Source organism: Paenibacillus sp. OK076 (genome assembly GCF_900110055.1).
Classification (GTDB): Bacteria; Bacillota; Bacilli; order Paenibacillales; family Paenibacillaceae; genus Paenibacillus.
In genome coordinates this window covers 175,412-201,543 of the sequence record NZ_FOCH01000002.1, presented here as the reverse complement: position 1 = coordinate 201,543, position 26,132 = coordinate 175,412, and the positions used below count along the sequence as shown (strand labels likewise).

The following is a 26,132-nucleotide window of genomic DNA, read 5'->3' as shown; positions in this document are numbered from 1 at the left end:
TATTTTTATTAGTTATGAGAGCAATAAGGAGGAATCATAGCCAGAACAACCATTCCCAAGTTTTCTGCAATGCCGTATCGCCTTCACATATATATAAAGAGAAATGAGTCTCTTTTTTTACAACCACGCTCCAAATTTTATTTCAATTCACTAGTATCGAAAGTCTGTATCACCTCAATCATTTTGACATAGAGTTCCTGTCTTAAATCATCTCGATGATCGGGGGGACTTGTCGCAAGGAGGCTTTGATCTTTGGTATAAAAGATTCTAGGATATGTAATGTTGCCTCCTGATCGTGGTGTTGCTGTGCTTGTACTAAAAGTTCGGACAAGGCATTAATGACATCGCTTAGATCAGATATTTTTTTCGCCCTGTCAAATAGTGAACATTATCCTTTAAAAAGTTGTTGTGCCGCAGGTGGGGCAATCGGTGTCTTATCCGGCTGGCTGCTTTTTGGCGAAGTTATTCGGAATTACGTCTATATGGGTGGGCTATGCGCATATTCCTGGGGATCTTTCTGGTAAACTGGACTGGACGAGCGAATATAAGGAAGTATTGAAGAAATAAAAATATTCATGCCTGATTTTCGGCGATGCCCTGTGCATCGTTTTTTTATAATATTAACAAGGATAAACTCTACTGATATAAGGACGTGCGCCCAATGATTTCTGCTGAACTGAAAGAACAATACTATCAGGCTCTGGTTGCCAAGGATTCGGAATACGAAGGTCTATTCTATGTCGGGGTCAAGACCACGGGGGTATTCTGCCGGCCTACATGCCCCGCCCGAAAGCCAAAATTCGAAAATTGCGAATTCTATGAGACGGCGCAGCAGGCACTGCTTGCTTCGTATCGCCCTTGCCAGCGCTGCCGCCCGTTATCTCATCCCAATCAGGTATCTGATGTGGTCCGCGTATTGGTGGAAGCCGTGGAGAACCATCCGGAGAAACGCTGGAAAGGCCAGGATTTCAAGGCATTATCCATCGACGAATCCACGGCCAGACGTCAGTTTAAGAAGCGATTTGGCATGACCTTTGTGGAGTATGCCCGTGCCCGCCGTATGGGACTGGCTCTGAAAAATATTCGCTCCGGTCGCACGGTCATTGATGCCCAGCTGTCCACCGGTTACGAGTCCGGCAGCGGGTTCCGGGATGCCTTCTCGCGAATCATGGGCGCAGCACCTACACAAGTAGATGAAGAACATGTCTTGAAGGCCTCCTGGATCGACACACGCCTTGGACCCATGATGGCTGTAGCCGATGAGAAAGCATTATATCTGCTCGAATTCGTAGATCGCAGAGGACTGGAGCGTGAGGTGGAACGATTGCGCAAACGGACGAAGTCAGCCATTGTACCTGGAGTAAACGAACCGATTCGTTCAATCGAACGGGAACTTGCGCAGTATTTTGAAGGCACGCTAACTGTATTCCACACCCCGTTGTTCTGGTTAGGAACACCATTCCAGAAGAGTGTATGGGAGCAATTGATTGCGATCCCACCGGGGGAGACAAGATCATATCAGGATATCGCGAATGCATTGGGTAAACCCACAGCTTGTCGAGCGGTAGCACAGGCCAACGGAGCCAATCAACTGGCCATTGTTATTCCATGTCACCGTGTGATCAATGCCAGCGGTGAACTGGGTGGATACGGAGGAGGCCTGACACGCAAAAACTGGCTTTTGACTCACGAGAAGCAGGATACCTGAATAACTCAAGAGATAAGAGAAGAACGGCAAGTGGTATGAAGAGGATTACAGCTATGTAACGGAGGAGATAAATCTTATGAGTACCCTACAAGAAAAGGCGGCGTTATTCCACCAATCCCATGTGAAAGGTAATCCATTGGTGCTGGTCAATGTATGGGATGCCGGGAGTGCACTCGCCATCCAATCTGCTGGAGCAACAGCAATCGCTACTGGCAGTTGGTCTGTAGCTGCTGCCCACGGTGAACAAGATGGCGAAGCGATGCCATTCCAGCTGGTACTGGACAACCTGGCCAGGATTACAGCGAGTGTGGATTTGCCCGTAACGATCGATATTGAGGGAGGGTATGGCAGGTTTGCGTCAGAAGTGAGGGGAAATGTGAGCCAAGTAATCCATCACGGTGCGGTAGGAATCAATATCGAGGATCAGCTTCCCACTGGCGCGGGACTGTACGCTGTGGATGAGCAAAGTCTGAGACTGTCGGCTGCCAGGGAAGCTGCGGAGCAGGCAGGCATTCCGCTGTTCATTAACGCCCGCACAGATATCTTTTTGCAAAATGCTCCTGAACGACACAATCATGTTCTCCTGGAAGAAGCACTTATTCGTTCCAAGGCTTATGCAGAAGCAGGCGCCAGTGGTCTGTTCGTTCCAGGCTTACAGGATCGACAACTGATTCAGCAATTGTGTGAGCATTCGTCGCTTCCGGTCAACGTGATGGTTACATCCCCTGAGCCTTCACCGAAACAACTTGCCGTGCTGGGTGTAGCACGCGTAAGTTATGGGCCTTATCCTTATCTGCAAGCAATAAAACACCTGAAAGCACTGGGGCAAAGTATTCTATGTGGAAATTAAGAAATTAACACGAGGCGCGCTTCTCATTTTTCACCAGAGGGAGGCGTACTTTCTCACGATTTCAATAAAAGCACTATTATAAGCATCATCTATGATGTGAATCCTCAAACAGGTGCTAGACTGCGCCTGTTTTTTGATGCTTATCTTTTCACCTATGTATGTTATAATCACCACTACCCAACACTAACAGGAGGAAAATATGCTTAACGTTGAACAAAAGCTTGAATTGCTCCAATCGTATCCCCAACTGCAACGCAAAGATGTTTCTCTCGGCCGTGTTAATTTCCACTACGAAGAAAGTGCGTACGAGAAAAAGATTGTTGCTCTCCATATTCATCCTAACGGTAACGGTTATATCTATGCAGGGCTGCTGCCCAACTATGAGACCGATGATAGAGGATTCGTCAATATTCGTGATTACTCCGAAGCAGATCTACGTACGCTGTTAGATGAGACAATCAAAGCGATGTCAACCAATCCCAACGCAGTAGAATCAAAAGAACCAGAACCAGCAAAAACTGCTCCTACATTAGCTACAACCTCTACTGGCGGCGGAACATGGATCGATGAGGATGGACATACACTTACTTTGAAATATGAAGATGACATGTGGTATGTGTATTCTGGTCTTAATCTGGATATGGCTTTCGAATCTCGTAGCGAAGCGGGCGAATATCTCAAAGAAGAAGGATTCAAACCCCAAGCTCAAGCTTAACTCATACAAAAAAACACGAGGCGTGTATGTACGCACTCGTGTTTTTCTGATCTGATCAGTCTTTTCTGCCTTTCATTGTAAGCGGCGCATTCTTCATCATCGGGTACGTGCTCAGAAGCAAAGCACCTCCAATGACTCCCAGTGCGGTGAACAATGCGATAAAATTGACATTCGTAAACCACTGGACCCACGTGCTCAGATCTGATAGAACAATTACCAGCGTGACGATTAAGCTAACCCCAAAGAACAGGACGAAAAAATTGCGCATCCCCAATCTAATCCAACAAACAGTTGAGAAGATGGATAACCCCAGCACCAGAAAGCCAATCATCAGATCGATCCACAGATAAGAGAAAAATTGATATTGACTTGAGTACAGCATGCCTGGTTGATAAAAGGTTACCCCAAGCGTCCCATATTCATGGAGAAGATGCATAATGAAATAGATGACATTCAGTATCGTAATGGTTCCTACGACCATCCATATCGAAATGATATAAAAGGATTTCATAAACTGTATTCGTGTACTACCCATACCTATGGCAACTGGAAACAAGGTGATGATGCCCGCGACCGCAAAAGCACAGATTCCTCCGTACATTGGACCAAATAGTTGAGTAGTATACGTCACATCAAAGATGAATCCAATGGCCAGATAGACAACTGTAAGCATGAGTGTAATTGACGAGAAAATCATTAAATACCAGCGCATATCATCCAGAATCAGCCGATTCGTACCATTCACCGAGTTCATCGCTTAATCCCCTCCTGATTACGCGTCCTGTTGACCAAATAATCCTGTAATGTTGCCTTCTCCATGGAAAGCCCCTGCGTATGTGCGATGTCCTTCCACGTTTTCGAGTATGGCTCATCAATCATCACTTTCAAGGTAGATCCCATCTGGGAAGATTCTATGACCTTCACGTCTGCGGTGACTCGATTGACATCTTCAATTCTCCCTGTTAGAAGAACTCCTTTTTCGCGTATCTCTTCCATCGGCTGATTAAACAACACTTCGCCGGCTTGCAGAACGATGAGGGACTCACATAAAGGCTGAATCTCCTCAATATGATGGCTTGATATTAGAATTAGACGCGGGTTCTCTTCATAAGTCTCCAGTAAAGTATTGTAGAAATATTTACGTTTCTCAGCATCAAGTCCATTGGTGGGCTCATCCAGAATCGTTACTCTTGCGTTACTGGCAAGACCCAATATCATCTGAGCTGCGGTCTTCATGCCTTTTGAGAATTTGGTGATCTTCTTCTTCACTGGTAATTCGAACATGTCGATTAGTTGCTCAGCAAGATCCTGATTCCACTGAGGATGGAAGTATTGACCGAATCGAACCATGTCATTGATCGTCCAATTTCTGCCCAGGGGATGGTTCTCCTGGATATAACACAGATTCTCCTGCGCAGCCAAATTGTTGTACGGGTCCTGCCCCATCACTTGGATGGTTCCAGCATCAGGCCGGTTATGGCCTGCGAGCAGACTCATCAGGGTTGTTTTGCCTGCACCATTTCTGCCCCACAATGCACTAATAATCGGCTCACTCTCATGCAAAGTAACGTTGTTCAGAACTGGCGTTTTTGTTTTCTGATAACTGTAGTTCATCTGATCGATCTGAATCATAACTCACTCTCCTTATCCTTCTTGCCGCGGATCAAATCAATAATCATGTCCTCATTCATGTGAATCCGTCTGGCCTCTTCAAGTAAAGGCTTAATATATTCCTCGTAGAAATGCTGTTTTCGCTCAACAAGCAACGCTTCCCTGGCTCCCTTCGCAACAAACATTCCAACACCTCGCTGTTTGTAAATGATACCTTTGTCCACGAGCGTTTGAAGCCCTTTGCGTGCCGTGGCTGGATTAATATTGTAAAAGCGAGAGAGTTCATTGGTTGAAGGGACCTGTTCCTCCACCTTCAATCTGCCGTCTACAATGTCATCCATGATCATCATGGATATTTGATGAAAAATGGGCTGAGATTCATCCAAATTCGATTTCATGCGATTCCAACTTTCGTCCATCGTTAATTAGTTAGTCGGTTAGTTACTTATGTAACTAACTATAGTACACGGAAACCCATATGTAAATAGGCGAGCCACTAATTAATCAACTTTTTCATTTTGACTCGATTGTATTGATTAATAAGACCGTCCAGAACTACAGATTGCTGGATGACTTCAGGATGAAGCAGACTGCCGTATTCCGACTGCAAGCGGTGAAGCTGTTGTCTGGCTTCTTCGATCTGTGACATTAACTCCAGGCAATCCATAGTACCCCTCCTTTTTGTCATATTTTAGTTTATTATGCCAATCGATAGGCCGCAAGGGGTACGACATACTTATTTTTCCACCAGACGAAAAAAAAGACGCCTCTGAATGAATATTCAGAAGCGTCCCTTACCAATTTTTTAAGTTCCGAATCCGTGGTCAGCAGTTCTCATAATTCCGGGGTCTGGAACTTCCTTGCCTGAGACAGGTTCCGTAGCAGGAGCTACAATGTAAATAATAATACTACATGTAGCTATCAGCAAAGCCAACTTTCTCTTCATTGAGTTTCTGCACCTCACTAATGATCAATTTGTATTGCTGTTTCGCCGTCTCAGTTGCAAACTCCCTATATTGCTCAAACAGTCCGACACCTCTAAGCATACCTCGTCCACTGCTAATTTCAATAGAGAATCGCAAACTATCCAGAACAAATTGTATTCCTGTGAAATACTCGTCTTTCTTTAGATAATACGCAGCGAGATCTGCTAAAAGACGTAGATATCGATCATCTGTAACCTGTCTGCTGACCTTTCCAATTCGGTTGCTCTGTTCCTGGTACGTAAAGTATGATTCATACTGTTCGAGCACATCATCAATATTTTTATCATAGCGATTGGCAGCAGTCACAATATCACAAAGCGCCGGGAAAATTTCATTTTCTTTTGTTGAGATGTAATTCAAATATTCAGGCAATACATCAAACTGTCCGCTCATTAATTGATATATATAACGGTTGCCCTCAGCCCATTCCTGAAACTGATTCATAACTACCATTTCGTCTTGATTAGGGTTCTTCACCCAACTGTTGTCCGTGTATAAAGAAACATATTTAAGCGCGCCTGGATAGTCTTTAAGTTGATAGCACGCACTACCTGAAGCCAAATAAGAATACAGAATGTAAAACACAATCGGTCTTTTGGTTTCTTCCTGTTTCCTTCTCCCATTGAGCTCATAATGGATGGTTGCTTTCACCCTTAGCTTCTCGGACAGCTCCTGAACTTTATTCCATCTGTGCAAGGCACCAAAGGCATTGATCAGTTCATTAAGCGCATCCAGTTGATAGCGTTCATCCAGCCGATCCACATAGTATTCGAATTGGGCCGCAATGATTAGATTTCGTTGCTGATCATTGCTCAGCCCCAATCTGAATAGTCGATACTGACATAGTGCAAGCCGTTCAGAGTGTTGCATTTTCTCACTTTCGGCTATCGTTTCATATAGTAGAACGGCTGGTTCGAATTTACCTGCATGGTAGAATTCTTCAGCCAGATCAAATAACAAAGGAATATAAGACAGATTATCCATCATTAACCGAATAACCTCTTCAATACAGTTCAATTTATTCAACTCAGCACAACGATGAAGGAATGGACCCAGTCTTCGCCAGTCAGGAGCAGCATGGACAAAACACTCATCTATGTACAATTCATAGAAGTAACCTTCTTCAAGTCTCATAGCTGAAGTGATTCGATCCAGCTGCTGCATCGCAATCGGACGATTCTTGTTCAAAATATTGCTCAGTGTACCCGAGTTAATTCCTGACGTTTCCGAAAAAAGACTAATGGACATCTGCTCACGCTTCAGATAACTCTCTAAATGATCGCGTATCGTGGTTGTCGGCTCCAAACTAACACCACCCTCCAAAATAAAAAAACCATAAACAGGATTAACGGTATGCAAAAGTAATTATATGTAATAATTAAGCAAGGGTCAATAAAATAAATTCAACTAATTTGTATTAATTACAAAAAAATCCTTTTGTTAAATTAAAGGCCCTATCCTTATTTTATACCGGGAACGAATAAGCATCAAATAAAGGATAAAATAAAAACACGAGCGGCATATACGCTCGTGTTTTACATGCAATACAGCAGATCATCCTGCTATGGTAATGATATTAGTTTAAGGCAGCACATTGCCAGCTGCACGATAAATTTCGTACCACTCTTGGCGTGTAAGGTGAACATCACCAGCTTTGATGCAATCCTGCAAACGCTGGATATTCATCGTACCTGTCACGGGCTGCATTTGCGCCGGGTGACGCAGCAACCAAGCAATTGCGATGGTCGTGTTGCTCACTTCATATTTTGCAGCAATTTCATCGATCTTCGCATTCAGTTCCGGGAACTTGTCGCTACCCAGGAATACGCCTTCGAAGAACCCGTATTGGAACGGGGACCATGGTTGAATCGTGATATCGTGCAGGCGACAATAATCAAGAATTCCGCCATCACGGTTGACCGCGGCATCGTTCTCCATATTTACGTTGATTCCACTGTCAATCATCGTGGTATTGGTAATACTCAACTGCAGCTGGTTGGCTACCAGTGGCTGTTTAACGTATTTTTTCAACAGTTCGATCTGGTTCGGATTCTGGTTGGATACCCCGAAGTGACGCACTTTGCCTTCACGTTCCAGTTGGTCAAAGGCTTCAGCCACTTCTTCTGGCTCAACCAATGTATCCGGGCGATGCAGCAACAGAACGTCCAGGTAATCGGTTTTCAAGCGTTGCAGAATGCCATCCACCGAATTCAAGATGTGCTCTTTCGAGAAATCAAACATGCCTTTGCGGATACCGCATTTGGACTGAAGAATCATATTTTCACGAACCTGGGGATTCATCTGCACAGCCTCTGCAAAGATCTCCTCACACGCTCCGTTTCCATAAATATCAGCATGATCGAAGAAGTTCGCGCCTGCTTCCATGGCGGAATGAACAAAATGTTCAGCTTCTTTGCTGCTTAATGAATTAATTCGCATGCAGCCAACGGCTACAACCGGTATTTCGAGTGCGCTGCTGCCAAGTTTAATTGTTCTCAAGATGATTTCCCTCCATATTCGAATAGTATCGTGCATTCATTCTTATGATCACTGCCAACTAGTATATACTTGTCTTCCGTCTATGATTGTGACACAGAACTGCAATCGGTTTCAATGGCATTTTAGAATTCTTATATGGAATAATGGAGGTTTTTTTCTGCATCGTTCACCCACCTATACTTCTTCCGGAACTATCACATCAATATGCCGAGGCAATACACTGATTTGAATGGGCAGAGAAGGCCCTTCTTCTCCATCCACATTTGTGTGAATGGCTTCTGTAGAACGGACGTGAACTTCTTTTGCCGTAAAATAATCAACATCCTTATGGTTCATCAGATTGCCAAACAACAGGGACGTTCCGAGTGTTACCGTATTAAAGACATTCATGCTGCGGATCACAAAACAATGAATTAACCCATCATCCACCGCTGCTTCCGGGGACAATTTCTCAAAACCTCCAACCGAATTGGTCAGTGCCGCGAGAAAAAGTGGAGACTCCCCTTCCCAGAACTGCCCGTCATACTCAATCGTGAGTGGCTTGGCCGGTGTATTCATTAGATCTTTCAATCCTTCTTTCAAATAAGCGAAGGAACCCAGCTTCGACTTCTCTTCCGAGGATACCGAGAACAACGCCTCTGCCAATGAGCCGGCTGCCACCACGTTGGCAAACAGACGATCATTGATTTTACCAAGATCCACCTTATGGATCTGCTCCGAACGCAACTGCCGAATGGCTTCCTCCGGATCAAGCGAGATATTCAGCGCACGCGCAAAATCATTCACCGTACCCAGCGGCACCACACCCAGTCTGGGACGATGTTCCTGATCCATCATGCCGTTGATCGTCTCATGCAGCGTCCCATCCCCTCCGATGGAAATGACGAGATCACAGCCATCTTTGCAGGCACTTAGACAGTAGTTGGTCGCATCTCCCTCACCGGCCGTCTCATTAACCACCACTTCATACTGCTGTGATTCAAGAATTTCTTGTACCTGGGACACATATTGCTGAGCCTCTTCTTTACCCGACGATGGATTACTAATGATCATGGCTTGGCGCATACCTGCATCTTCTCCTCCAAATGGCATTCTTACTTCATCTATACCCTTTCTGCCATGGAGTTGAATAGCATCTGGGGGAGTTGTACAAATTTTTTTGAAAAAGATGGCTGGAAGAGTGCAGTATGGGGTTTGTATCATATAGAATAGAAGTAGATGTTCTGCCTGTCATGAATTTCTTGTTCCTTTTGCCTGATGATGGGTTAATAACTATAGATGTGTTTTTCTATTCTATCTATCCATATCGTAACTATAATATTTTATCGACATAAATTGGTACTCACAAAGTACATAAGAACGGTACACTTACCTATCCTCAAAATCGGAATCGGAGGGAATTCATGCAATGAGAAGAATGACTCTACTATTTCTAGTCTTCATCCTGAGTCTCGGGGCGGCTGGGCAAGCGATGGCCTATAACACAGCAGACTTGGGCGAAGGAATCATCAAAGATCCTGCACTGGAGAATGGACTGAAGCTGATCCTGAACAAACCGGTAGATTCCCCTCTGACCTCCTCCGATCTGGAGCAGTTGAAGGTGGTGGATCTGAGCAATGCAGGCATTCAAAGCCTGTCCGGTCTGGAATACGCCACGAATCTGACTCACCTCCGGTTATATGGCAATGAGATTGATGACCTAACACCGCTGGCGCATCTGACTCAGCTTCGCGAGGTTGACGTTCGCAATAATTACATTACATCGATTGATGCACTGGCTGATTTGAAAGACCTGGGACGGCTGTATATCAGCAATAATTCCATTTCTTCCATAGAAGTTTTACGTGGATTTAACCGACTACATACGTTTCACGCCAGCGGTAACCAGATTACCAGTCTCTCCGCACTGTCGGATGCAGATCATCTTCAATGGCTCGAAATCTCGAACAATGCGATAACCGACCTGACACCACTCGCGGATAAAAGAAATCTGAAACAGCTCAATGTGGCCAACAACCACATTCATACACTGGATGTACTGGCTGATCTGCCAAATACACTTCAGAAGCTAAATGTGGCAGGTAACGAGATCTCCGATCTGATGCCCTTGGAGCATATGACACGCCTGCAGGCGCTGGACTTCTCCGGGAATCAGGTTGAGCATCTGGCACCCTTGGAAGACCTGGTAGGGTTGAAAGAACTGAATGCGGAGTCCAATCAGATCTATGATCTGGAGCCGTTACACCAGCTGTCCAAGCTGGAAGTACTGAAACTGTCCAATAACCGGGTGTGGGATCTGACACCGATTGCCGGTTTTACTTTTACAAGAAACAGCTCTGCGAATACGAATACCATAACGGATATCTCGGCTTCCACTTCCTCATCCTCCGGTACGCTGACCTCGGTCTCTGAACCGGAACCTGCTGGACTCACAGTGCAAAATAATTATCTGGATGTTGCGAGCGGCAGTGACACGATGCGCCTGCTAAACCAGATGAATGTACGGGAGCAGAAACGTACTCCACAGGGCAACTTTCAGCGGCTTGTTGAAGGCTCTACCACGGCCTATGTCGGGGATCGTGCTTACGCACTGGAGGCTGCACCTTTTATCGATGAAGGACGGACCTATGTACCGCTCCGGTTTGTCTCCGAGCAATTGAATGCCAGCGTGAACTGGAATCCGGATACACAGGAGGTTCAGATTGAGCAGAATGGTACTGTGGTTCGGTGGACTGTGGGCAACAAACAGGTGCTTGTAGACGATACGCTTGCGATAAACGATGCCCCCCTTTTGATGAAGGATGGAAAGGCGTTTGTCCCGGTACGTTTTATTTCGGAGCAATTCAATACGACGGTTGCGTATATCGGAAGCAGCAAAACAATTCTGATCTTCGAAATCAAAGCGCAGGCCGAGAATGTACAATCTTAATTAAGCCATTCATAATCGAGCATCAGGCACTTATCTCAACTTTTCTTAATGCACAATTCCAATTCAATTCATATGCCATTATGAAGACTGTTTCATGCACAGCGAAGTCCCCGTCTGAACATCAGCGGGGATTTTTGATGAGCATAAACTGGATACGAGCTGGCAGGAATGGGATTGGCGTAATAGCGATTGTTTAATCGAAAAAACGGATGCTGCCCAGGGTCTGTCTGTATTCACTGGGACTCATGCCAGTCCATCGCCTGAACTGCCGACTGAAATGCGCAAGACTGGAATATCCAAGCATGGTGGCTACCCGAGTGAGGTTAAGATCAGGCTGGTGTATCAGCTGCTTGGCCTCGTGGAGCTTCAGTTCAGACAAATATCTGCGCGGAGAGATGCCGTATACTTTCTGAAATGTCTCCAGTGCATATCCAGGGCTGATTTGAAGCGAGGCCGCAATCTCTTCAATCCGAATCTCCTTATCCCCCAGCCCTTCCCGCTGGATATTCCCGGCATTGAAACGGCTTTTGATTTTCTCGGCAATCAGTGTTGCATAGTGCGCCACAGTAGGCGATACGGCTTCTTGGGAACGGGAGGAACTTTGCTCTGCCAATATCGCCAAAATCTCCAGCAAACCAGCCTGCATACGGAACAGATCTGATGTTGTATACTCTTCTTTGTGCTGAAGCAGATCCACCCATTTCATCATGACTTCCGTTAATCGCTGATTCTCCTCGCCGCCACATGGAAACAACATCTGCACATGTCTACTCATCTCCTGGCGAAACAGAACCTCATCTACATTGAAATGGGCAATAAAGTAGGTCAGCCCCTGCTCCTGATTGCATTCATTGGTATGTTTGCATCCAGGCGGGATAAGCAATATATCTCCTGCTTGGAGCTCATAACGGATGTTCTCCAATATCGTCGTCTGCGATCCTTCCAGAATCAGTATCAATTCAAAGGCCAAATGCGATTCCAGCGGTACTTGCCAGCCCTGCTTCACCTTCTGCATGTGAGCACCAAACAGCTTAACGTTCCAGTCCGTCGCAGGTAGCCATCGGCTCTCCGGAGATAGATAAGAACGGTATGGTTCAGGAATAATCATGGATTCTCACCACCTTGGATTAGGGCAAATTTTACGCGGTTCAGCGTATCTTCTTTTGCAATGAGACTTGATATACTGACTGTACATCATACCTGAGATTCAAGCGAGGAGGAAATTCCAATGTCCCTGACAATACACGGTTATTCCACTACACCAGATCATGCGTGGAAAGAGATCTCTTATACAACTACAAATGAAGACGCTAACTTAAAGCTCACAGGTGAACAGCATCAGCTTGTCGAAGGATTTGGCGGTTGCTTTAACGAGCTTGGTTATATTGCCCTGTCCCACTTGAATGAGGAGCAGCGTCATGACGTATTTCATTCCCTCTTCCACCCGGAAGGTGAACATAAATTCAACATCTGTCGCCTGCCTATTGGCGCGAGTGATTATGCAGAGCAATGGTACAGTCACAATGAGGTGGACGGCGATGTGGCCATGGAACATTTTTCGATCGAACGTGATTTTAAATATCTGATTCCATACATCAAAGAGGCCCTGACCTATAATCCGAATCTGCAATTCTTCGCCTCCCCGTGGAGCCCGCCTACCTGGATGAAGTCACCAAAAGCCTATAACTATGGAACGCTGCGCTGGGAGAAGGAGATCCTGGAAGCTTATGCGCTGTATTTCGTCAAATTCGTACAAGCTTACCAGGACGCTGGCATTACCATCCATCAGGTCCATGTACAGAACGAAGTCATCGCGGATCAGAAATTCCCTTCCTGCATGTGGACCGGGGAGCAGCTGCGCGAGTTTATCGCCGACTACCTGGGCCCTGCTTTTGACCAGCATGGTCTAGATACGGAAATCTGGCTGGGAACGATCAACGCACCTGATCCATGGGAAGAATTGATCAAGAAGAAAACAAATGATTTTGACGAATATGCCGGACTGGTGCTTAGTGATCCCAAAGCGTACGCCTATATCAAGGGAGTTGGTTATCAGTGGGCAGGCAAAAATGCCATCCAACGTACAGCCGCGAGCTACCCGGAGCTTCGTTACATGCAGACCGAGAATGAGTGCGGTGACGGCAACAACTCGTGGAACTACGCCAAGTATGTATTTAACCTGTACCAGCACTATTTCAGCAATGGAGTGAATGCGTACATTTACTGGAATATGGTTCTGGAGCCGAAAGGCCGCAGCACATGGGGGTGGGAGCAAAACTCCATGATTACGGTAGACCCGGATGCCAAAGGAATCATTCGGAATCCCGAGTATTATGTGATGAAGCATTTTGCTCATGATGTCGTGCCTGGTGCGCGAAGAGTAGGACTGTCTGGAGCCTGGAGCGGCAAAGCCGTGGCTTTCCGCAACCCTGACAATAGTCTCGTCATTGTCATCAACAATCCGTTCAAGGACAACCGTGATCTGCATTTGGCATATGAAGGGCAGACACTCCGGTTCGAGCTGGAGGCTGATTCCTTCAACAGTATTGTCATTTCTTAATCGTAGACAGGACATGATGAGTAAGAAATAGCGCTCTGCTCCGCTGCTTGATCTGCGGAACAGGCGCTATTTTTTGGATACAAGTGATAACAGATGAGCGTGATTATAACAGCTTACGGATTGTTCGCAAGGTAGTTTCTCAACCATTGGAGCGCTGGACGCTCTGTACCGTTGCTGTTCACCAAGTGAGAACCGGATACCCAGGTTTGATTCTGGTTATAGCCCCACAGTGTTACACCTTTAACAGCGGAATGCTGCCATAGTACAGGGAATTTCTGTTGATAACGTTGTAATTGGGTATTGTCATCGCCCGTCATGTCCAGTTCGGATACATAAATCGGCAGACCGGTCGCAGCCAGCTTGTTCAATACCGTATTCATTGTGCTTACGGAAACGTTATCCATGTTAAAGTAATGGGCCTGAATACCAATGCCATCGACAAGACCTCTGCTTTTCAGGATATTGATAATCTGTATATATTGATCCGCTTTAGCCGGATCACCGATGATGCCGTATTCGTTGATCAGCAATTTGGCGTTTGGAAAGGCTTGTCTCGCTTGTTGGAAAGACCAGATGACCCAGTCCCAGCCGGTTGCTCCATCTCCACCGATCGCATTGCGGTATGAAGGCTTGGCATGCAGCGGTTCATTGACCACATCAACGAATGCTGCTTTGGGGTAACGTTGGCCTGCCGCCTGAATCCACTGTGTGACTTCAGCTTTCTGATCAGCAGCCGAAAGACTATTTATCCATCCAGGCTGCTGATTTCCCCACACCAAAGTATGGAACTTGAAAGGAAATCCATTATTGACGGCATGATTGTATGCCATGTCTGCCTGAGACCAGTTCATGACGTTGCGTGTACCCTCAACCGCATCCCATTTGGTTGAATTCTCGGGAGTCACCTGATTCCAGTAGGGATTGAAATTGGTAGGTACACTGCTTGCGATGATATTCCCTAGAAATTTGCTGCCTTTTGCAAGACCGGCACTCACACTACCAACGGCTACTGATGCAGCAAGTAAACCCACTAAAGCGAGCGAACTCACCGTTTTGAACCATTTGGACTTGGACTTAAACATGATCTTCCTCCTTTAAATGTATAGTACGCAATGTAAAGTAAGCGCTTGCAATTTCATTCTACTGGATAAATTTGTAATTATCCATGTAGAAAGTATAGCTTGTCCCTCAAAAAGTATAGATGTTGGGCACTAACATGATGGCTTAACCACTAAGTTAAACCTATTATATTTACAAATCTATAAATATAGATATAATATAATCCTGAGAACTTATTATATCGGCCATATATTTTTATACAGGTAAGGAGGTTTCTTTAGTTCGTTATATCTACTTTTCTATATATGTAAATAAATTTGGAGGTCAACACTTTATATGAAATCAACATCACAACAGGTTAATCCATTACTCACTCTCATTCTGGCACTAGGTGTATTCGCCATCATCACTACAGAAATCGGTATTATTGGCGTGCTTCCTCTGATCACCCAGAAATTCAATATCACCGCTGCACAAGCTGGATGGCTGGTAAGTATTTTCGCTTTAGTCGTTGCCGTGTCTGGCCCTTTCCTGACTTTGCTTGTATCTGGTATCAATCGTAAAACCATTTTGTTAACTGCTGTGCTATTGTTCGCCATTTCGAATGTAGTCTACGCCTACACAACCCGATTCGACATGATGTTGATCTTTCGGATTATCCCGGCCATTTTCCATCCGGTCTTCTTCTCTGTTGCTCTCGTCACGGGTGCCAAACTGGTCCCGCCGGAAAAGAGCAGTCAGGCGGTTGCTAAAGTGTTTACCGGGGTCACTGCCGGCTTTGCATTTGGCGTACCCCTAACTTCCTACCTTGCGGAAAACTTCTCGCTGGAGGCTGCGTTTTGGTTCGGAGCGGTTGTCAGTATCATTGCTTTCGTCGGGATATGGGTTTGGCTGCCCTCGATGCCTGTGCAAGAGAAGATGTCTTATGGGAAACAGATTGGCATTCTGCGTAAACCTGCGCTGTGGCTAAATATTGCTACTGTCATTTTTATTTTTGCAGCAATGTTCTCCGTATACAGTTATTTCGCCGAATATCTTGGGCAAGTCACACGTATGGGCGGTTCATGGATTAGTGTGATGCTCTTGGCCTTTGGTGTTATTATGATCGCCGGAAATTTGGTATTCGGACAGCTTCTGCATCGGAATATTCCGAGGACCGTTCTCCTCTTTCCGATACTATACATGGCGGCTTATATACTCGTTTTCTATGCAGGCTCCTATTTCATTCCGATGATTATCATGGTGTTCGTCTGGGGTGCAATTCACTCTGGCGGTCTGATTGTCAGCCAAACTTGGCTTACGACGGAGTCTCAGGAAGCACCTGAATTCGGAAATAGTCTCTTTGTCTCTTTCTCTAATCTGGGGATTACTCTCGGCACCTCCATTGGCGGGTGGTTCATTGCCCAACTTGGAATTCATCAGGTCATCTGGAGCGGAATAATCTTTGGTCTGCTTGCTTGGGTAACCATCGTTGTCAAAATAAAATTCTTCACCTCTCGTAGTCGTAGTTCAATAGAGACGGTTTAAGAGTAAGGGCCCCGTTATTCTGGAGCAAAGTGCTCTCTCTTCCATAACGAGAAAATCCCTTCTTCATCAGTAACATTCTCATACTGAATTGCCAAGCTTCATATACAATTAATTATGATTTGGATGTTGTTGAGGAAGAAGTTTAACATATAAAAATACGTACAGAGACCACTCTGATCATTTTCCAGTCAATTCCTATGGAATGATCCAAAGCGGTCTCTTTTATTTGTCATTTTGTGGTTTACATTTACCAAATGTTTATCTAGTATTAACTCCAATGACACATATCTTTACATAACACTAGATAACAAGGGAGATTACAACATGCGCAAATTTTCGCCGAAACGTTATGCCGGATGGCCCTTATCCTTCCTCTTATGTGCCTCCATCCTCTTCGCACCTTTTGCCTCCACTCCGGCTCAGGCTGCTGAAGCAGACAAGGAAACCAAGATTACGTTGCTGGGAACATCGGACATTCATGGCCGATTTATGCCGTGGGACTACGCTCTGGACGGTCCGAATCCGACAGGCAGCATGACACAGCTCTACACCATCGTGAAAAAAGTACGTGCAGAGAATCCGAATACGATTCTGCTGGATGCAGGCGACATGATTCAGGACAACTCGGCTGAACTGTTCAACGATCAACCTCAATCTCCTATGATGGTCGCAATGAACGAAATGAAATATGACGCATGGGTTATGGGAAATCATGAATTTAACTTTGGTTTGGACGTATTAGAGAAGATTTCCTCACAGTTCAAGGGACAACCCTTGGTAGGTAACATATTCAAAGAAAACGGCGACCGCTACATGCCTGCTTATACAATTATTGAGAAAGACGGTATCAAGGTTGGCGTCATCGGAATGAACACACCTATGATTACCGAGTTCGAGAAAGGTACAGACCACCTGGACGGCATCATTGTCAAAGACCCGGTGGAAGAGACCAAGAAGGCCATCGCTGAGCTGAAAGGCAAAGTGGACGTCATGGTTGGACTTATGCATATGGGACTGGATAACGAGAACGGGAACCCGGGCACCGGGGTTACGGATATCGCCAATGCCAACCCGGAGCTGGCTGCTATTTTTGCCGGACACATGCATACGCTGATTGAATCTCAAACGGTTAACGGCGTATTGATCTCCGAGCCGAACAAATATGGTTCACACATTTCACGGATTGACCTCACGTTTGCCAAAGAAGGCGACAAGGTTGTACTGAAAAGCAAGGAAGCTCAAGCACTCGCTGTAAAAGCAGCTGATGGCTCTTATGAAGTGTCCGATCCCGGACTGGAAGATACACTGCATCCATTTCACGAGTTCGCTCGTGCAGATGCCAACATTGAAGTAGCCGAACTAAAAGGAACCAACCTGGTACCAGCAGATGAGATCAAAGGCATTCCTGCTGTGCAGATCCAGGAGACACCACTCTCTGACTTCTTCACTGAAGTCATGCTGCATTATAGCGATGCCGACGTAGTCGCGCACCAGATCGATAACGATAAGGCCAAGCTGGATGTCGGACCGATCAAGAAAAAGGATATTGCGTTCAACTACCAATATACCTTTGGTGAAGTAACGGTATATGAAGTGACCGGACGTGATCTGAAGGATTACATGGAATGGTCTGCGGGTTATTTTAACTCCACACGCCCTGGCGATGTGACGATCAGTTTTGATCCGAAACGACGTGCCTCCAAATACAGCACCGACGATTTCTTCGGCGGAGTGACGTATGAGATTGACCTGACCAAGCCTTACGGCAGTCGGATTACGAACCTCAAATACAGCAATGGCAAAGTGGTTAAAGAAGACGATACACTCAAGCTCGGCATGAATGCCTACCGGATGGAAGCCCTGATTGCCAAAGGTGGAGCGCTGGAAGGACGTAAGTTCAAGCAGTTGTGGTCCTCCAAGGATGCTTCGGCATTTGGCGAGATTCAAGGTACGATCCGTAATCTGTCCATTGCTTATCTCAAAGACGTGATGAAAGGCGTTTATGAACCGAAAATCCAGTACAACTGGAAAATCACCGGTGTCGATCTGACAGCACCTGCACGTGCAGATATCGTAGAGCTGATTAATGATGGTATCCTGTCTGTTCCGACAACGGAAGATGGCAAGTATACCAATATTGCGTCCATTAACATTTTGGATGCGGTGACTGAAGAAGAAATGACTGCACTTGCCGCCAAAGCGAACGTAAGTGTCGCGAAATTCTCTGGCGTGAAAACCAAAGGGGAGTTCTATCAAGAGCTGAATAAAGCTCGCAAGGCGTCCCCTGGCAGTGGTGAAGAAGAGACTTCACCTGAGAAGCCGACGACACCAACGGTACCGAAACCAGACACATCGAAACCCGGTAAACCATCGACATCACCAAGTACAGATAAACCAGCTACAGTCGTTAAAGGTAAACAAGCCAAGGTTACTGCGGCCTACCTAAATATTCGCTCCAGCGCTTCATCCAAAGCCAAAGTAGTTACTGCCGTACCGAAAGGCACCGTCCTTGAGGTAATCAGTACAGATAAGTATGGCTGGGTCAAAGTGAAACTGGATGGACGCGTATCTTATGTCTACGGAAAATATGTAAGTATGCTGAAATAGATTGCCAGTTGACGACTCTAAGTAATTAATCTATTCATAAGAAAGACCTCCTCCACAGTGCATGTGGAAGAGGTCTTTTTTTTATTTTAGAGCCAAACGTTACGTGTTCACTTACTCCTGCGCCAAGCTTCGAACCTTTTTCACAAACTGATCCAGCTTGATTCCATTTGTTTGTTTGGTGAATTCAAGCGCCTCGTTGGAGAACCCCTCGTAGGCAGAAAGGACATAATCCCCATCTACGACATAGTACGTGCCATAACGAGAGAAGGAATAACCTCCACGTTGCTCGGACTCTACCCCCTTTTTGACCGCTGTAACTAGTCTCTGACCAGGCATAAGTTTAGGCTCAAGCGCCGCAAACGCTGCGTTATAGAACAGAAATGTTTCCTTGGCTACATCTGCTCCTGTAATCACTTCGTGCACCTTTACTTTGTAAGAGACGAACTCAGCTTCGTAGGGAGTCATTCCCGTAGTCTCCTGCTTTTCTGTCATTGTTCGTTCAGGTGTATCCGGTTCAGTGGTTATCAACATACTGAAATTCGGCAGCACGCTCACAACCTCTGCCACAACAACTGCATCTGCGAAGTCCATAATCTCTCTATAGGTCACTTTTTTCATCCATGGAGTAACGAGAGACTGTGGCGAGAATGGGTACTCCTCCCTCAGTTCCTGTAACCGATCTTGGGAGAGAACATCTAAAACATCTGATTGATCATCATCTGAGTTAGAAAAAGGGGCCGAGCAGCCCAATAGACCGACTGTAAACGTGATTGCAAACAACCAACACACTACACGAAATTGTGTCATGCACCCTTCTCCTCACTAGCGTTTTCTCGCCTTATATTAGTCCCGCTTCACGTACCAACTCGCAAGCATACCTCTCGCCATTTCCATATTGGATTCTTCCCCAGTGATTAATGCAAACTGTGCCACAATTGCCGGGTATGCCGCCCACTGCTCCCGAATATGCTCCAGCATCCGCGTCCATGTCCTTCCCCCTGCCTTCTCATAGCGATTGAGCAAATCCCGCAAGCCTTCCTCTTCGAAGAGCGCATAATAGATGACAAAATCCTTACCCGGGTCGGCAATCTCCGCCTCTGTCCAATCAATAAGTCCGGTAACCCGCTGGGCATCGTCGACGATAATATGCGGTGGATGCAGATCACCGTGATTGAACGTTGAGTGCTCAGGCCAATAGCTGTCCGTTGTCAGCCACGCTTCCCACCGCTCGGACAGTTGAACTGGCACCTCAAAGCTTTGTTTAATCTCTTCAATATTGGCTGCAAAAGCTTTACGAGCTTCTGTAGGCGTCTTGCTGCGCACTCCGCCCTTTATCGCCTCATCAGGATCAATGTTATGCAATGCCACTAGTGAAGTAGCGAGCGAATCCAAGAAATTATCGGATAAGTTTTCCTGTGGAAATCGCCATGTGTACCCTCCCCCTGCCGGATCAACGACCGCAATCGGTTCTCCATCAAGTAAAGGATAAGCGATCAGTTCGGGTGTACAAATCCGCCACTCTGGTACCTCTACCGGTAGACGGCTTTTTACAACCTCCAGCACCTTGCGCTCATTTTCGGCTCTTTCCCATACATCCTCGCGCCGTGGCTGGCGCAGTATCCACTGTTGTCCCTGTTCATCGGTGGCAAACGCTACCCGAAAGTCCATACCGGACTCATTGATTTTTATGGATTCCTCAGCAATATGAAGCCCATTCTTTGCAGCTAAAGATGTTAGTTCCTTTTGAAATTTCAACTGCTCATTCACGTTCAATTTTGTCATTTCAGGATCTCCCCTTTTCCTCAATAAATTAAAAAACACAGACATCCATGCCTGTGCAGTTCATTGCGGATATGGGGTGTACCTGAATGCTCGCCAAAAAATAGTAGTACACTAAAGAACCACTCTAAAAGAGCGTTTCTTTAATGACTAGCGGCATACGTGTAAATAGGCAAACCTATCCCGATGAGCTGCACACAGGCAGAAATACAGCAAGCGCAAACAAACGTTTCGCCATACTATCTCCATCGGATAAAATTTGCCACACGTATCCCTCCGTTCCGTAAGTTACCCATATGTTAACATATTCCATTTTCCAGTTCCAGCTTCAATGTAGATTTATACTTTTTTTCAGCGATGTGCAGGAACTTTAGTGGCTCAGCAACCGTCTTACGTATAGATACATCACAAAAAGAATGAGGTGAGCAACGAATGTCCATTGTACGAAGCTTATCCCTATTACCGCTCGTTTTGCTTCTGTTAACGCTAGGATGCGCTTCAGAATCAGCAGAAAAGGAGGAAGGGACAGCTCCTGTTAGCGGGGTGATCACGGATTTTGTTGAAGAAAAGGGACAGGTCCTCATCGATAATGAAGAAGATAACGGTAATAAATCAGGATCCGTCTTGATTTCTCTTCATACAAATGCCGAACTTATCATTAATGGTGAAACCGTCACTGCCCCTTTGGATGCAACATTGGTTGGACGCAGGGCTGAAGTGTGGACAGGTCCGTCTATCGCCAAATCTTCTCCCCCGCAGACCACAGCCTTGAAGATGGTTATTCATTAAAAAAGGTATTGAGTCCGATACATTTCGTTTCACGTGAAACGACTTGATACACCTTCACCCTTAGGAATTTATGCAATTCCCATAAGTACAGCCGCATAATTTTTCTCAGAAAATGAAGTTTGGCAGCATTAAACTAGATGCTCATAGCAATTACTCCGTTAGCGCACCTATATATGGAGTATAATGAAGAGGTATACGATAAATGTACGGTGCAATGCTTATATGTAAGCATATCGCAAAATGCGATTCCAAACGCCCCTGTATTCAAAACTAACGTAAAAGAGGTTAACGATGAGTAAGCAACAATTTAAAGATTATGGACTTGGCGAAGAAATCGTAAAAGCGCTGGATAGCCTGGGCTATGAAACTCCAACGGAGGTTCAAACCAAAGTTATTCCAGTCGCCCTTGAAAATAAAGATCTTGTGGTCAAATCCCAAACAGGCAGCGGGAAAACAGCCGCTTACGGCATTCCAGTCTGTGAGCTGGTAGATTGGAACGAAAATAAACCCCAGGCTTTGATTCTCACGCCAACCCGCGAGCTGGCTTTGCAAGTGAACGAAGACATTACCAATATCGGACGCTTTAAGCGTATTAAAGCAACCGCACTATACGGTCAGTCTCCTTTTCATGTTCAAAAAGCCGAGTTAAAACAAAGAACACATGTCGCTGTAGGCACACCTGGACGGGTACTGGACCATATCGAACGTGGCACCCTGCCGCTGGATCGGATCTCATACCTTGTCATTGACGAGGCCGATGAGATGCTGAACATGGGCTTCATCGAGACGGTGCAATCCATTATTCAAGCACTGCCTAGTGAGCGAGTGACGATGTTATTTTCCGCGACGTTCCCTGAAGATGTAGCCAAGCTGTCACGCAAATACATGAACAATCCGGTCGAGATTGAGATCAAGGCAAGTGGTCTTACCACAGCCACGATTGAACATGCCGTGATTCACGTGTCAGAGGTGAACAAAACGGCGCTGCTTCAGGACTTGTTTATTGTTGAAAACCCAGATAGCTGTATCGTGTTCTGTCGTACGCAGGAGAACGTGGATAAACTGTTCCGGGTCATGGCTGATCTCGATTATCCAGCGGATCGCATCCACGGAGGCATGGAACAAGATGAGCGCATCGAAGTGATGAATGCATTCAGAAGAGGACAATTCCGTTATCTGATTGCAACGGATGTAGCCGCGCGCGGGATTGATATCACGAATATTACCCATGTCATTAACTACGATATTCCTTTGGAAAAAGAGGGATACGTACACCGTACAGGCCGTACGGGTCGCGCAGGTAAAACAGGTAAAGCCTTTACTTTGGTTACCCCGAAGGATGGCAGACGCCTGGCCGAGATCGAATCGTATATCGGATTTGAGATCCCTGTCGTTAAAGCTCCTTCCGAGGAAGCTGTGGACCGTCGCCGGGAAGAGTTCGAGAAGCGATTGAAAATCGTGCCTGATCGCAAAAAGGACAAGCGTGAACAGTTGAACCAACAGATCATGAAGCTGAACTTCAACGGAGGCAAGAAAAAGAAACTTCGTGCGGTAGACTTCGTGGGCACCATCGCCAAGATTGAAGGCGTCACTGCAGACGACATCGGGATTATTACCATTCTGGATAATGTAACCGATGTGGAAATTCTGAACGGCAAAGGACCACTTGTGCTTGAGGTAATGCAGAATACAACGATCAAGAAAATGCAGCTCAAGGTTCGCAAAGGTCATAAATAGATTTTGAACCCGTTAAAATAGAGTGTTATTCAATAAGGGATAGTGGCTTATTTTATAAGTCGACTATCCTCTTTTTTATATATTGAAATGAGATAAAATTACTCGCTATCCCCGCTATATTCGGGATAAAGTTCCATTTGTTCATCAGGGTACACATTGTTCACTTGTACAAGATTCCATTTTAATTACACTAAATATGTAAACGCTTCACAAAGGACCGATATTAGGAGGTGTGTGTAATGGGCAACAGGAAAGCAGTCTGGTTTCTGGTCTTCGCGCTCACGCTAACCATGTTTGGCCTTCATCCCGAGCGGACCAGCGCGGCAAGCGTGACGATCACCAACGGTTCCGATTGGCTGGATACCGCAGGCAATCCCATTCAGGCCAATAGCGGAAACATTCTGAAAGTCGGCAGCACGTATTACTGGTATGGCGAGCATGCGGTCAGCGGCAAGTTTGACAGCGTTAATGTCTATACTTCAACCGATCTGAAGAACTGGACGTTCAGCAATGCCATCCTGACCAAGGATTCAGCCACCGAGCTGGCCTCCAGCAAAATCGAACGTCCCAAAGTCATCTACAACGCCGCCACAAAGCAGTATGTGCTATGGGCACATTACGAGAACGGTACAGATTACAATCTGGGACGGGTCGCGGTAGCAACGAGTAGCACACCAAACGGTAAATACACGTATGAGGGAAGTTTTCGGCCTTTGGATTACGAGTCACGAGACATGACTGTTTTTATAGATACAGACGGTACAGGTTATCTGATCACAGCATCCCGCAAGAATGGCGGGGCTAATGATACCATGGCTATTTTCAAAATGAACGCCAGCTATACCGGTGTGGAATCCTTTGTGGGTTGGCAATTCGAGAACGCCTATCGTGAAGCTCCTGCCGTTGTGAAAAAGGGCAATCGTTACTACCTCTTCACCTCCCAGGCTGCTGGCTGGTATCCAAACCAGGGCGCGTATGCAACCACATCGTCTATGACAGGCCCATGGTCCGCTCTTACACCTTATGGCAATCCATCGGCCTTCGGCTCCCAGATCCATGATATTGCCACCATTACAGGCAGCAGCACCACATCTTATATTTATATGGGCGACCGCTGGAATCCACTCAATCTTGGTGAACATAAACATATCTGGCTTCCTTTAACCTTAGATGATTCAAACGGAACCGCCTCACTGGAATGGTACAAAGAGTGGAATATCGATGCTGTAACAGGCACGGTAACGCCACCTTCTCTTGTTAATCACGCCCAAGGCAAAACAGCTACCGCCATCTCCATAGCCTCCGGCTCATCTGCATCCAATGTTAATGACAGCAACTATCAGACTTCTTGGGCAGCATCGTCCAATACTTGGCCAGCCTGGTGGCAGGTCGATTTCGGCGCACCGAAGACCATCACGGAGATCGATATCTCCTGGTTTATGTATAAAGGCTCGGAGGGCTATTATAAGTACAAAATTGAGATCAGCAACGATGGCGTCAACTACTCCACGCTGGACCGAACCAGCAACACCACCTATGGGTTTACGACCGACGCTGTTCATTTTACCGCCCGTTATGTGCGTATTAATATGGTCAATGCTGTCCTGTGGAACAATCCGGGTAACTGGTACATCCCAACCCTGCATGAGGTCAAAATGTTAGGCCCAGCAACACCTGATGCGACAAATTACAGCCGTTTCAGCTCCTTCAATTATCCGGATCGGTACATCCGTCATTCCAACTTCACTGCACGGATCGACGCCAACGTCTCACCTGTACTGGATTCCCATTTCCGCGTTGTGCCCGGCTTGGGCAGCTCTACAGGCACCTCCCTGGAGTCCATCAACTTTCCTGGCTACTTCCTGAAGCGCAATGCCAGCAACAAAATCGTACTTGAAGCGTACACGGATACCGCCACCTACAAAGGAGATGCCACCTTCCTGAGCAGCCCCGGCTGGGCTGACAGCTCCAAAGTATCCCTCCAGTCGTACAGCCAGCCCGGATATTACATCCGGCATTACGACTATGTATTGCAGCTGGATGCCATCAATGCCTCCAGCAGCGCAACGGTGAAGGGTGACGCCACGTTTGGGCGAAGCGATTTTTAGTTTAGCACTCGGAGATGAGAATGAGCATCTACTTCTCGAAAAAGAGGCTGCTTCTTCAGAACTCACAACTGAAGATGTAGCCTCTTTTGTCTACTATTCGTCATTGTTATCGGCTGCAGCTGAATACATAAGCAGGCGGCAGGTTACGGTAGACCCTTGTCATGCTTACGTTTTCGAAAAATTGCTTGAGTAATCCTCGTTTAAGTAACGTGTACTGAAAAGTAATGAACTTGCCATCTTGTTTCAAATATTGCCTTGATTTAGCTAAAATGTCCAGTGAAACCTCCGTAGGCAGACTCGCAAAAGGCAGTCCGGATACAATGTAATCAACCTTGTTCAGTCCGTATTGTCGTATGTGCTGATCGACATGCACGGCAGAATTATGAATGATGTGTACATTCGGAAGATGACCGTACTTTTTGCGCAGCAACTGGCAGAAACGGGCGTTGTTTTCAATCAGGATCAGGAGCGTCCCTGACTGTATGTTCGCAAGCATCATTTCCGTAAACACCCCCGTGCCCGGCCCATATTCCACAATGCAGGATGCACGGTCAAATGCGATGTCTTTCACCATTTTCGCTGCTAAATATTTTGAGCTGGGGGCAATCGCCCCAATCCATCGTGGACCCTGGATGTACTGATTAAAAAAAGATAACCATTCCATGCTG

At 46.1% G+C, this 26,132-nt stretch carries 23 protein-coding genes; 11 read left to right on the top strand and 12 right to left on the bottom strand.

Translation table 11 applies throughout. The features are described 5' to 3' along the window. The first annotated feature begins 429 nt into the window (after window positions 1-429). From BMY78_RS32605 to BMY78_RS19780, 4 genes are all read left to right on the top strand, one after another. Window positions 430-567, top strand: a complete 138-nt coding sequence (locus BMY78_RS32605; RefSeq protein ID WP_177185814.1) for a hypothetical protein — start codon at window positions 430-432, stop codon at window positions 565-567. A 94-nt stretch (window positions 568-661) separates the two neighbouring features. Next, the gene (locus BMY78_RS19790; protein ID WP_090902902.1) at window positions 662-1,708 is read left to right on the top strand and encodes a bifunctional transcriptional activator/DNA repair enzyme AdaA; all 1,047 of its coding nucleotides are present in this window, start codon (window positions 662-664) and stop codon (window positions 1,706-1,708) included. A 76-nt stretch (window positions 1,709-1,784) separates the two neighbouring features. Continuing rightward, window positions 1,785-2,558, top strand: a complete 774-nt coding sequence (locus BMY78_RS19785; protein WP_090902901.1) for an isocitrate lyase/PEP mutase family protein — start codon at window positions 1,785-1,787, stop codon at window positions 2,556-2,558. 199 nt (window positions 2,559-2,757) lie between these two features. Further along, window positions 2,758-3,273: a hypothetical protein gene (locus tag BMY78_RS19780; protein ID WP_090902899.1), complete on the top strand. Its 516-nt coding sequence runs from the start codon at window positions 2,758-2,760 to the stop codon at window positions 3,271-3,273. Window positions 3,274-3,328: 55 nt separating this feature from the next. Here BMY78_RS19780 and BMY78_RS19775 read toward each other — a convergent pair whose 3' ends face one another. The 7 genes from BMY78_RS19775 to BMY78_RS19745 form a co-directional block, all read right to left on the bottom strand. Then, window positions 3,329-4,027, bottom strand: a complete 699-nt coding sequence (locus BMY78_RS19775; protein WP_090902897.1) for a hypothetical protein — start codon at window positions 4,025-4,027, stop codon at window positions 3,329-3,331. Further along, a complete protein-coding gene (locus tag BMY78_RS19770; RefSeq protein WP_090902895.1) occupies window positions 4,024-4,905 on the bottom strand; it encodes an ATP-binding cassette domain-containing protein in 882 nt (293 codons plus the stop codon). Before BMY78_RS19770 ends, BMY78_RS19775 begins: the two co-directional genes overlap by 4 nt. Continuing rightward, complete coding sequence (locus BMY78_RS19765) at window positions 4,902-5,282, bottom strand: GntR family transcriptional regulator (protein ID WP_064642001.1); 381 nt, start codon at window positions 5,280-5,282, stop codon at window positions 4,902-4,904. The genes BMY78_RS19770 and BMY78_RS19765 overlap by 4 nt, the downstream gene beginning before the upstream one ends. A gap of 98 nt (window positions 5,283-5,380) precedes the next feature. After that, on the bottom strand, window positions 5,381-5,551 hold the full coding sequence (locus BMY78_RS19760; protein ID WP_090902893.1) for an aspartyl-phosphate phosphatase Spo0E family protein: 171 nt from the start codon (window positions 5,549-5,551) through the stop codon (window positions 5,381-5,383). A 241-nt stretch (window positions 5,552-5,792) separates the two neighbouring features. Continuing rightward, the gene (locus BMY78_RS19755; RefSeq protein ID WP_090902891.1) at window positions 5,793-7,175 is read right to left on the bottom strand and encodes a transcriptional regulator; all 1,383 of its coding nucleotides are present in this window, start codon (window positions 7,173-7,175) and stop codon (window positions 5,793-5,795) included. Window positions 7,176-7,451: 276 nt separating this feature from the next. Next, the gene (locus tag BMY78_RS19750) at window positions 7,452-8,369 is read right to left on the bottom strand and encodes an aldo/keto reductase (RefSeq protein ID WP_090902889.1); all 918 of its coding nucleotides are present in this window, start codon (window positions 8,367-8,369) and stop codon (window positions 7,452-7,454) included. Between the two features lie 174 nt (window positions 8,370-8,543). Continuing rightward, window positions 8,544-9,434, bottom strand: a complete 891-nt coding sequence (locus tag BMY78_RS19745; RefSeq protein WP_090902887.1) for a diacylglycerol/lipid kinase family protein — start codon at window positions 9,432-9,434, stop codon at window positions 8,544-8,546. Between the two features lie 343 nt (window positions 9,435-9,777). Between BMY78_RS19745 and BMY78_RS19740 the strand changes: the two genes are divergently transcribed. Further along, window positions 9,778-11,298, top strand: coding sequence for a leucine-rich repeat domain-containing protein (locus BMY78_RS19740; protein WP_090902885.1), 1,521 nt, complete (start codon window positions 9,778-9,780; stop codon window positions 11,296-11,298). A 193-nt stretch (window positions 11,299-11,491) separates the two neighbouring features. Here BMY78_RS19740 and BMY78_RS19735 read toward each other — a convergent pair whose 3' ends face one another. Beyond that, entirely contained in the window at window positions 11,492-12,406 is a 915-nt protein-coding gene (locus BMY78_RS19735) for an AraC family transcriptional regulator (RefSeq protein ID WP_090902883.1), read from the bottom strand. Window positions 12,407-12,526: 120 nt separating this feature from the next. Between BMY78_RS19735 and BMY78_RS19730 the strand changes: the two genes are divergently transcribed. Further along, on the top strand, window positions 12,527-13,858 hold the full coding sequence (locus BMY78_RS19730) for a glycoside hydrolase family 30 protein (protein ID WP_090902881.1): 1,332 nt from the start codon (window positions 12,527-12,529) through the stop codon (window positions 13,856-13,858). 113 nt (window positions 13,859-13,971) lie between these two features. On the opposite strand, the gene BMY78_RS19725 is transcribed toward BMY78_RS19730, so the two are convergent. Next, window positions 13,972-14,940 carry an endo-1,4-beta-xylanase gene (locus BMY78_RS19725; protein ID WP_090902879.1) on the bottom strand — a complete coding sequence of 323 codons (969 nt, stop codon included), beginning with the start codon at window positions 14,938-14,940 and terminating at the stop codon, window positions 13,972-13,974. A gap of 313 nt (window positions 14,941-15,253) precedes the next feature. On the opposite strand from BMY78_RS19725, the gene BMY78_RS19720 reads away from it, so the two are divergent. Further along, window positions 15,254-16,444, top strand: coding sequence for an MFS transporter (locus tag BMY78_RS19720; RefSeq protein WP_090902877.1), 1,191 nt, complete (start codon window positions 15,254-15,256; stop codon window positions 16,442-16,444). A gap of 324 nt (window positions 16,445-16,768) precedes the next feature. Next, a complete protein-coding gene (locus BMY78_RS19715) occupies window positions 16,769-19,051 on the top strand; it encodes a 5'-nucleotidase C-terminal domain-containing protein (RefSeq protein ID WP_090902875.1) in 2,283 nt (760 codons plus the stop codon). 111 nt (window positions 19,052-19,162) lie between these two features. On the opposite strand, the gene BMY78_RS19710 is transcribed toward BMY78_RS19715, so the two are convergent. Further along, window positions 19,163-19,858: a hypothetical protein gene (locus tag BMY78_RS19710; RefSeq protein ID WP_090902873.1), complete on the bottom strand. Its 696-nt coding sequence runs from the start codon at window positions 19,856-19,858 to the stop codon at window positions 19,163-19,165. A 36-nt stretch (window positions 19,859-19,894) separates the two neighbouring features. After that, window positions 19,895-20,833 (bottom strand): macrolide 2'-phosphotransferase, encoded by a 939-nt coding sequence (locus tag BMY78_RS19705; protein WP_090902872.1) that lies wholly within the window; start codon window positions 20,831-20,833, stop codon window positions 19,895-19,897. A 429-nt stretch (window positions 20,834-21,262) separates the two neighbouring features. Here BMY78_RS19705 and BMY78_RS19700 point away from each other — a divergent pair, with 429 nt between their 5' ends. The 3 genes from BMY78_RS19700 to BMY78_RS19690 all read left to right on the top strand — a co-directional run bounded on the left by BMY78_RS19700 (window position 21,263) and on the right by BMY78_RS19690 (window position 25,464). Further along, window positions 21,263-21,619: a hypothetical protein gene (locus tag BMY78_RS19700; protein WP_090902870.1), complete on the top strand. Its 357-nt coding sequence runs from the start codon at window positions 21,263-21,265 to the stop codon at window positions 21,617-21,619. Window positions 21,620-21,910: 291 nt separating this feature from the next. Next, complete coding sequence (locus BMY78_RS19695; protein ID WP_090902868.1) at window positions 21,911-23,356, top strand: DEAD/DEAH box helicase; 1,446 nt, start codon at window positions 21,911-21,913, stop codon at window positions 23,354-23,356. Between the two features lie 290 nt (window positions 23,357-23,646). Then, a complete protein-coding gene (locus tag BMY78_RS19690) occupies window positions 23,647-25,464 on the top strand; it encodes an AbfB domain-containing protein (protein WP_256222289.1) in 1,818 nt (605 codons plus the stop codon). Window positions 25,465-25,570: 106 nt separating this feature from the next. Here BMY78_RS19690 and BMY78_RS19685 read toward each other — a convergent pair whose 3' ends face one another. Next, window positions 25,571-26,128: a class I SAM-dependent methyltransferase gene (locus BMY78_RS19685; RefSeq protein ID WP_090902865.1), complete on the bottom strand. Its 558-nt coding sequence runs from the start codon at window positions 26,126-26,128 to the stop codon at window positions 25,571-25,573. Between the last annotated feature and the right edge of the window lie 4 nt (window positions 26,129-26,132).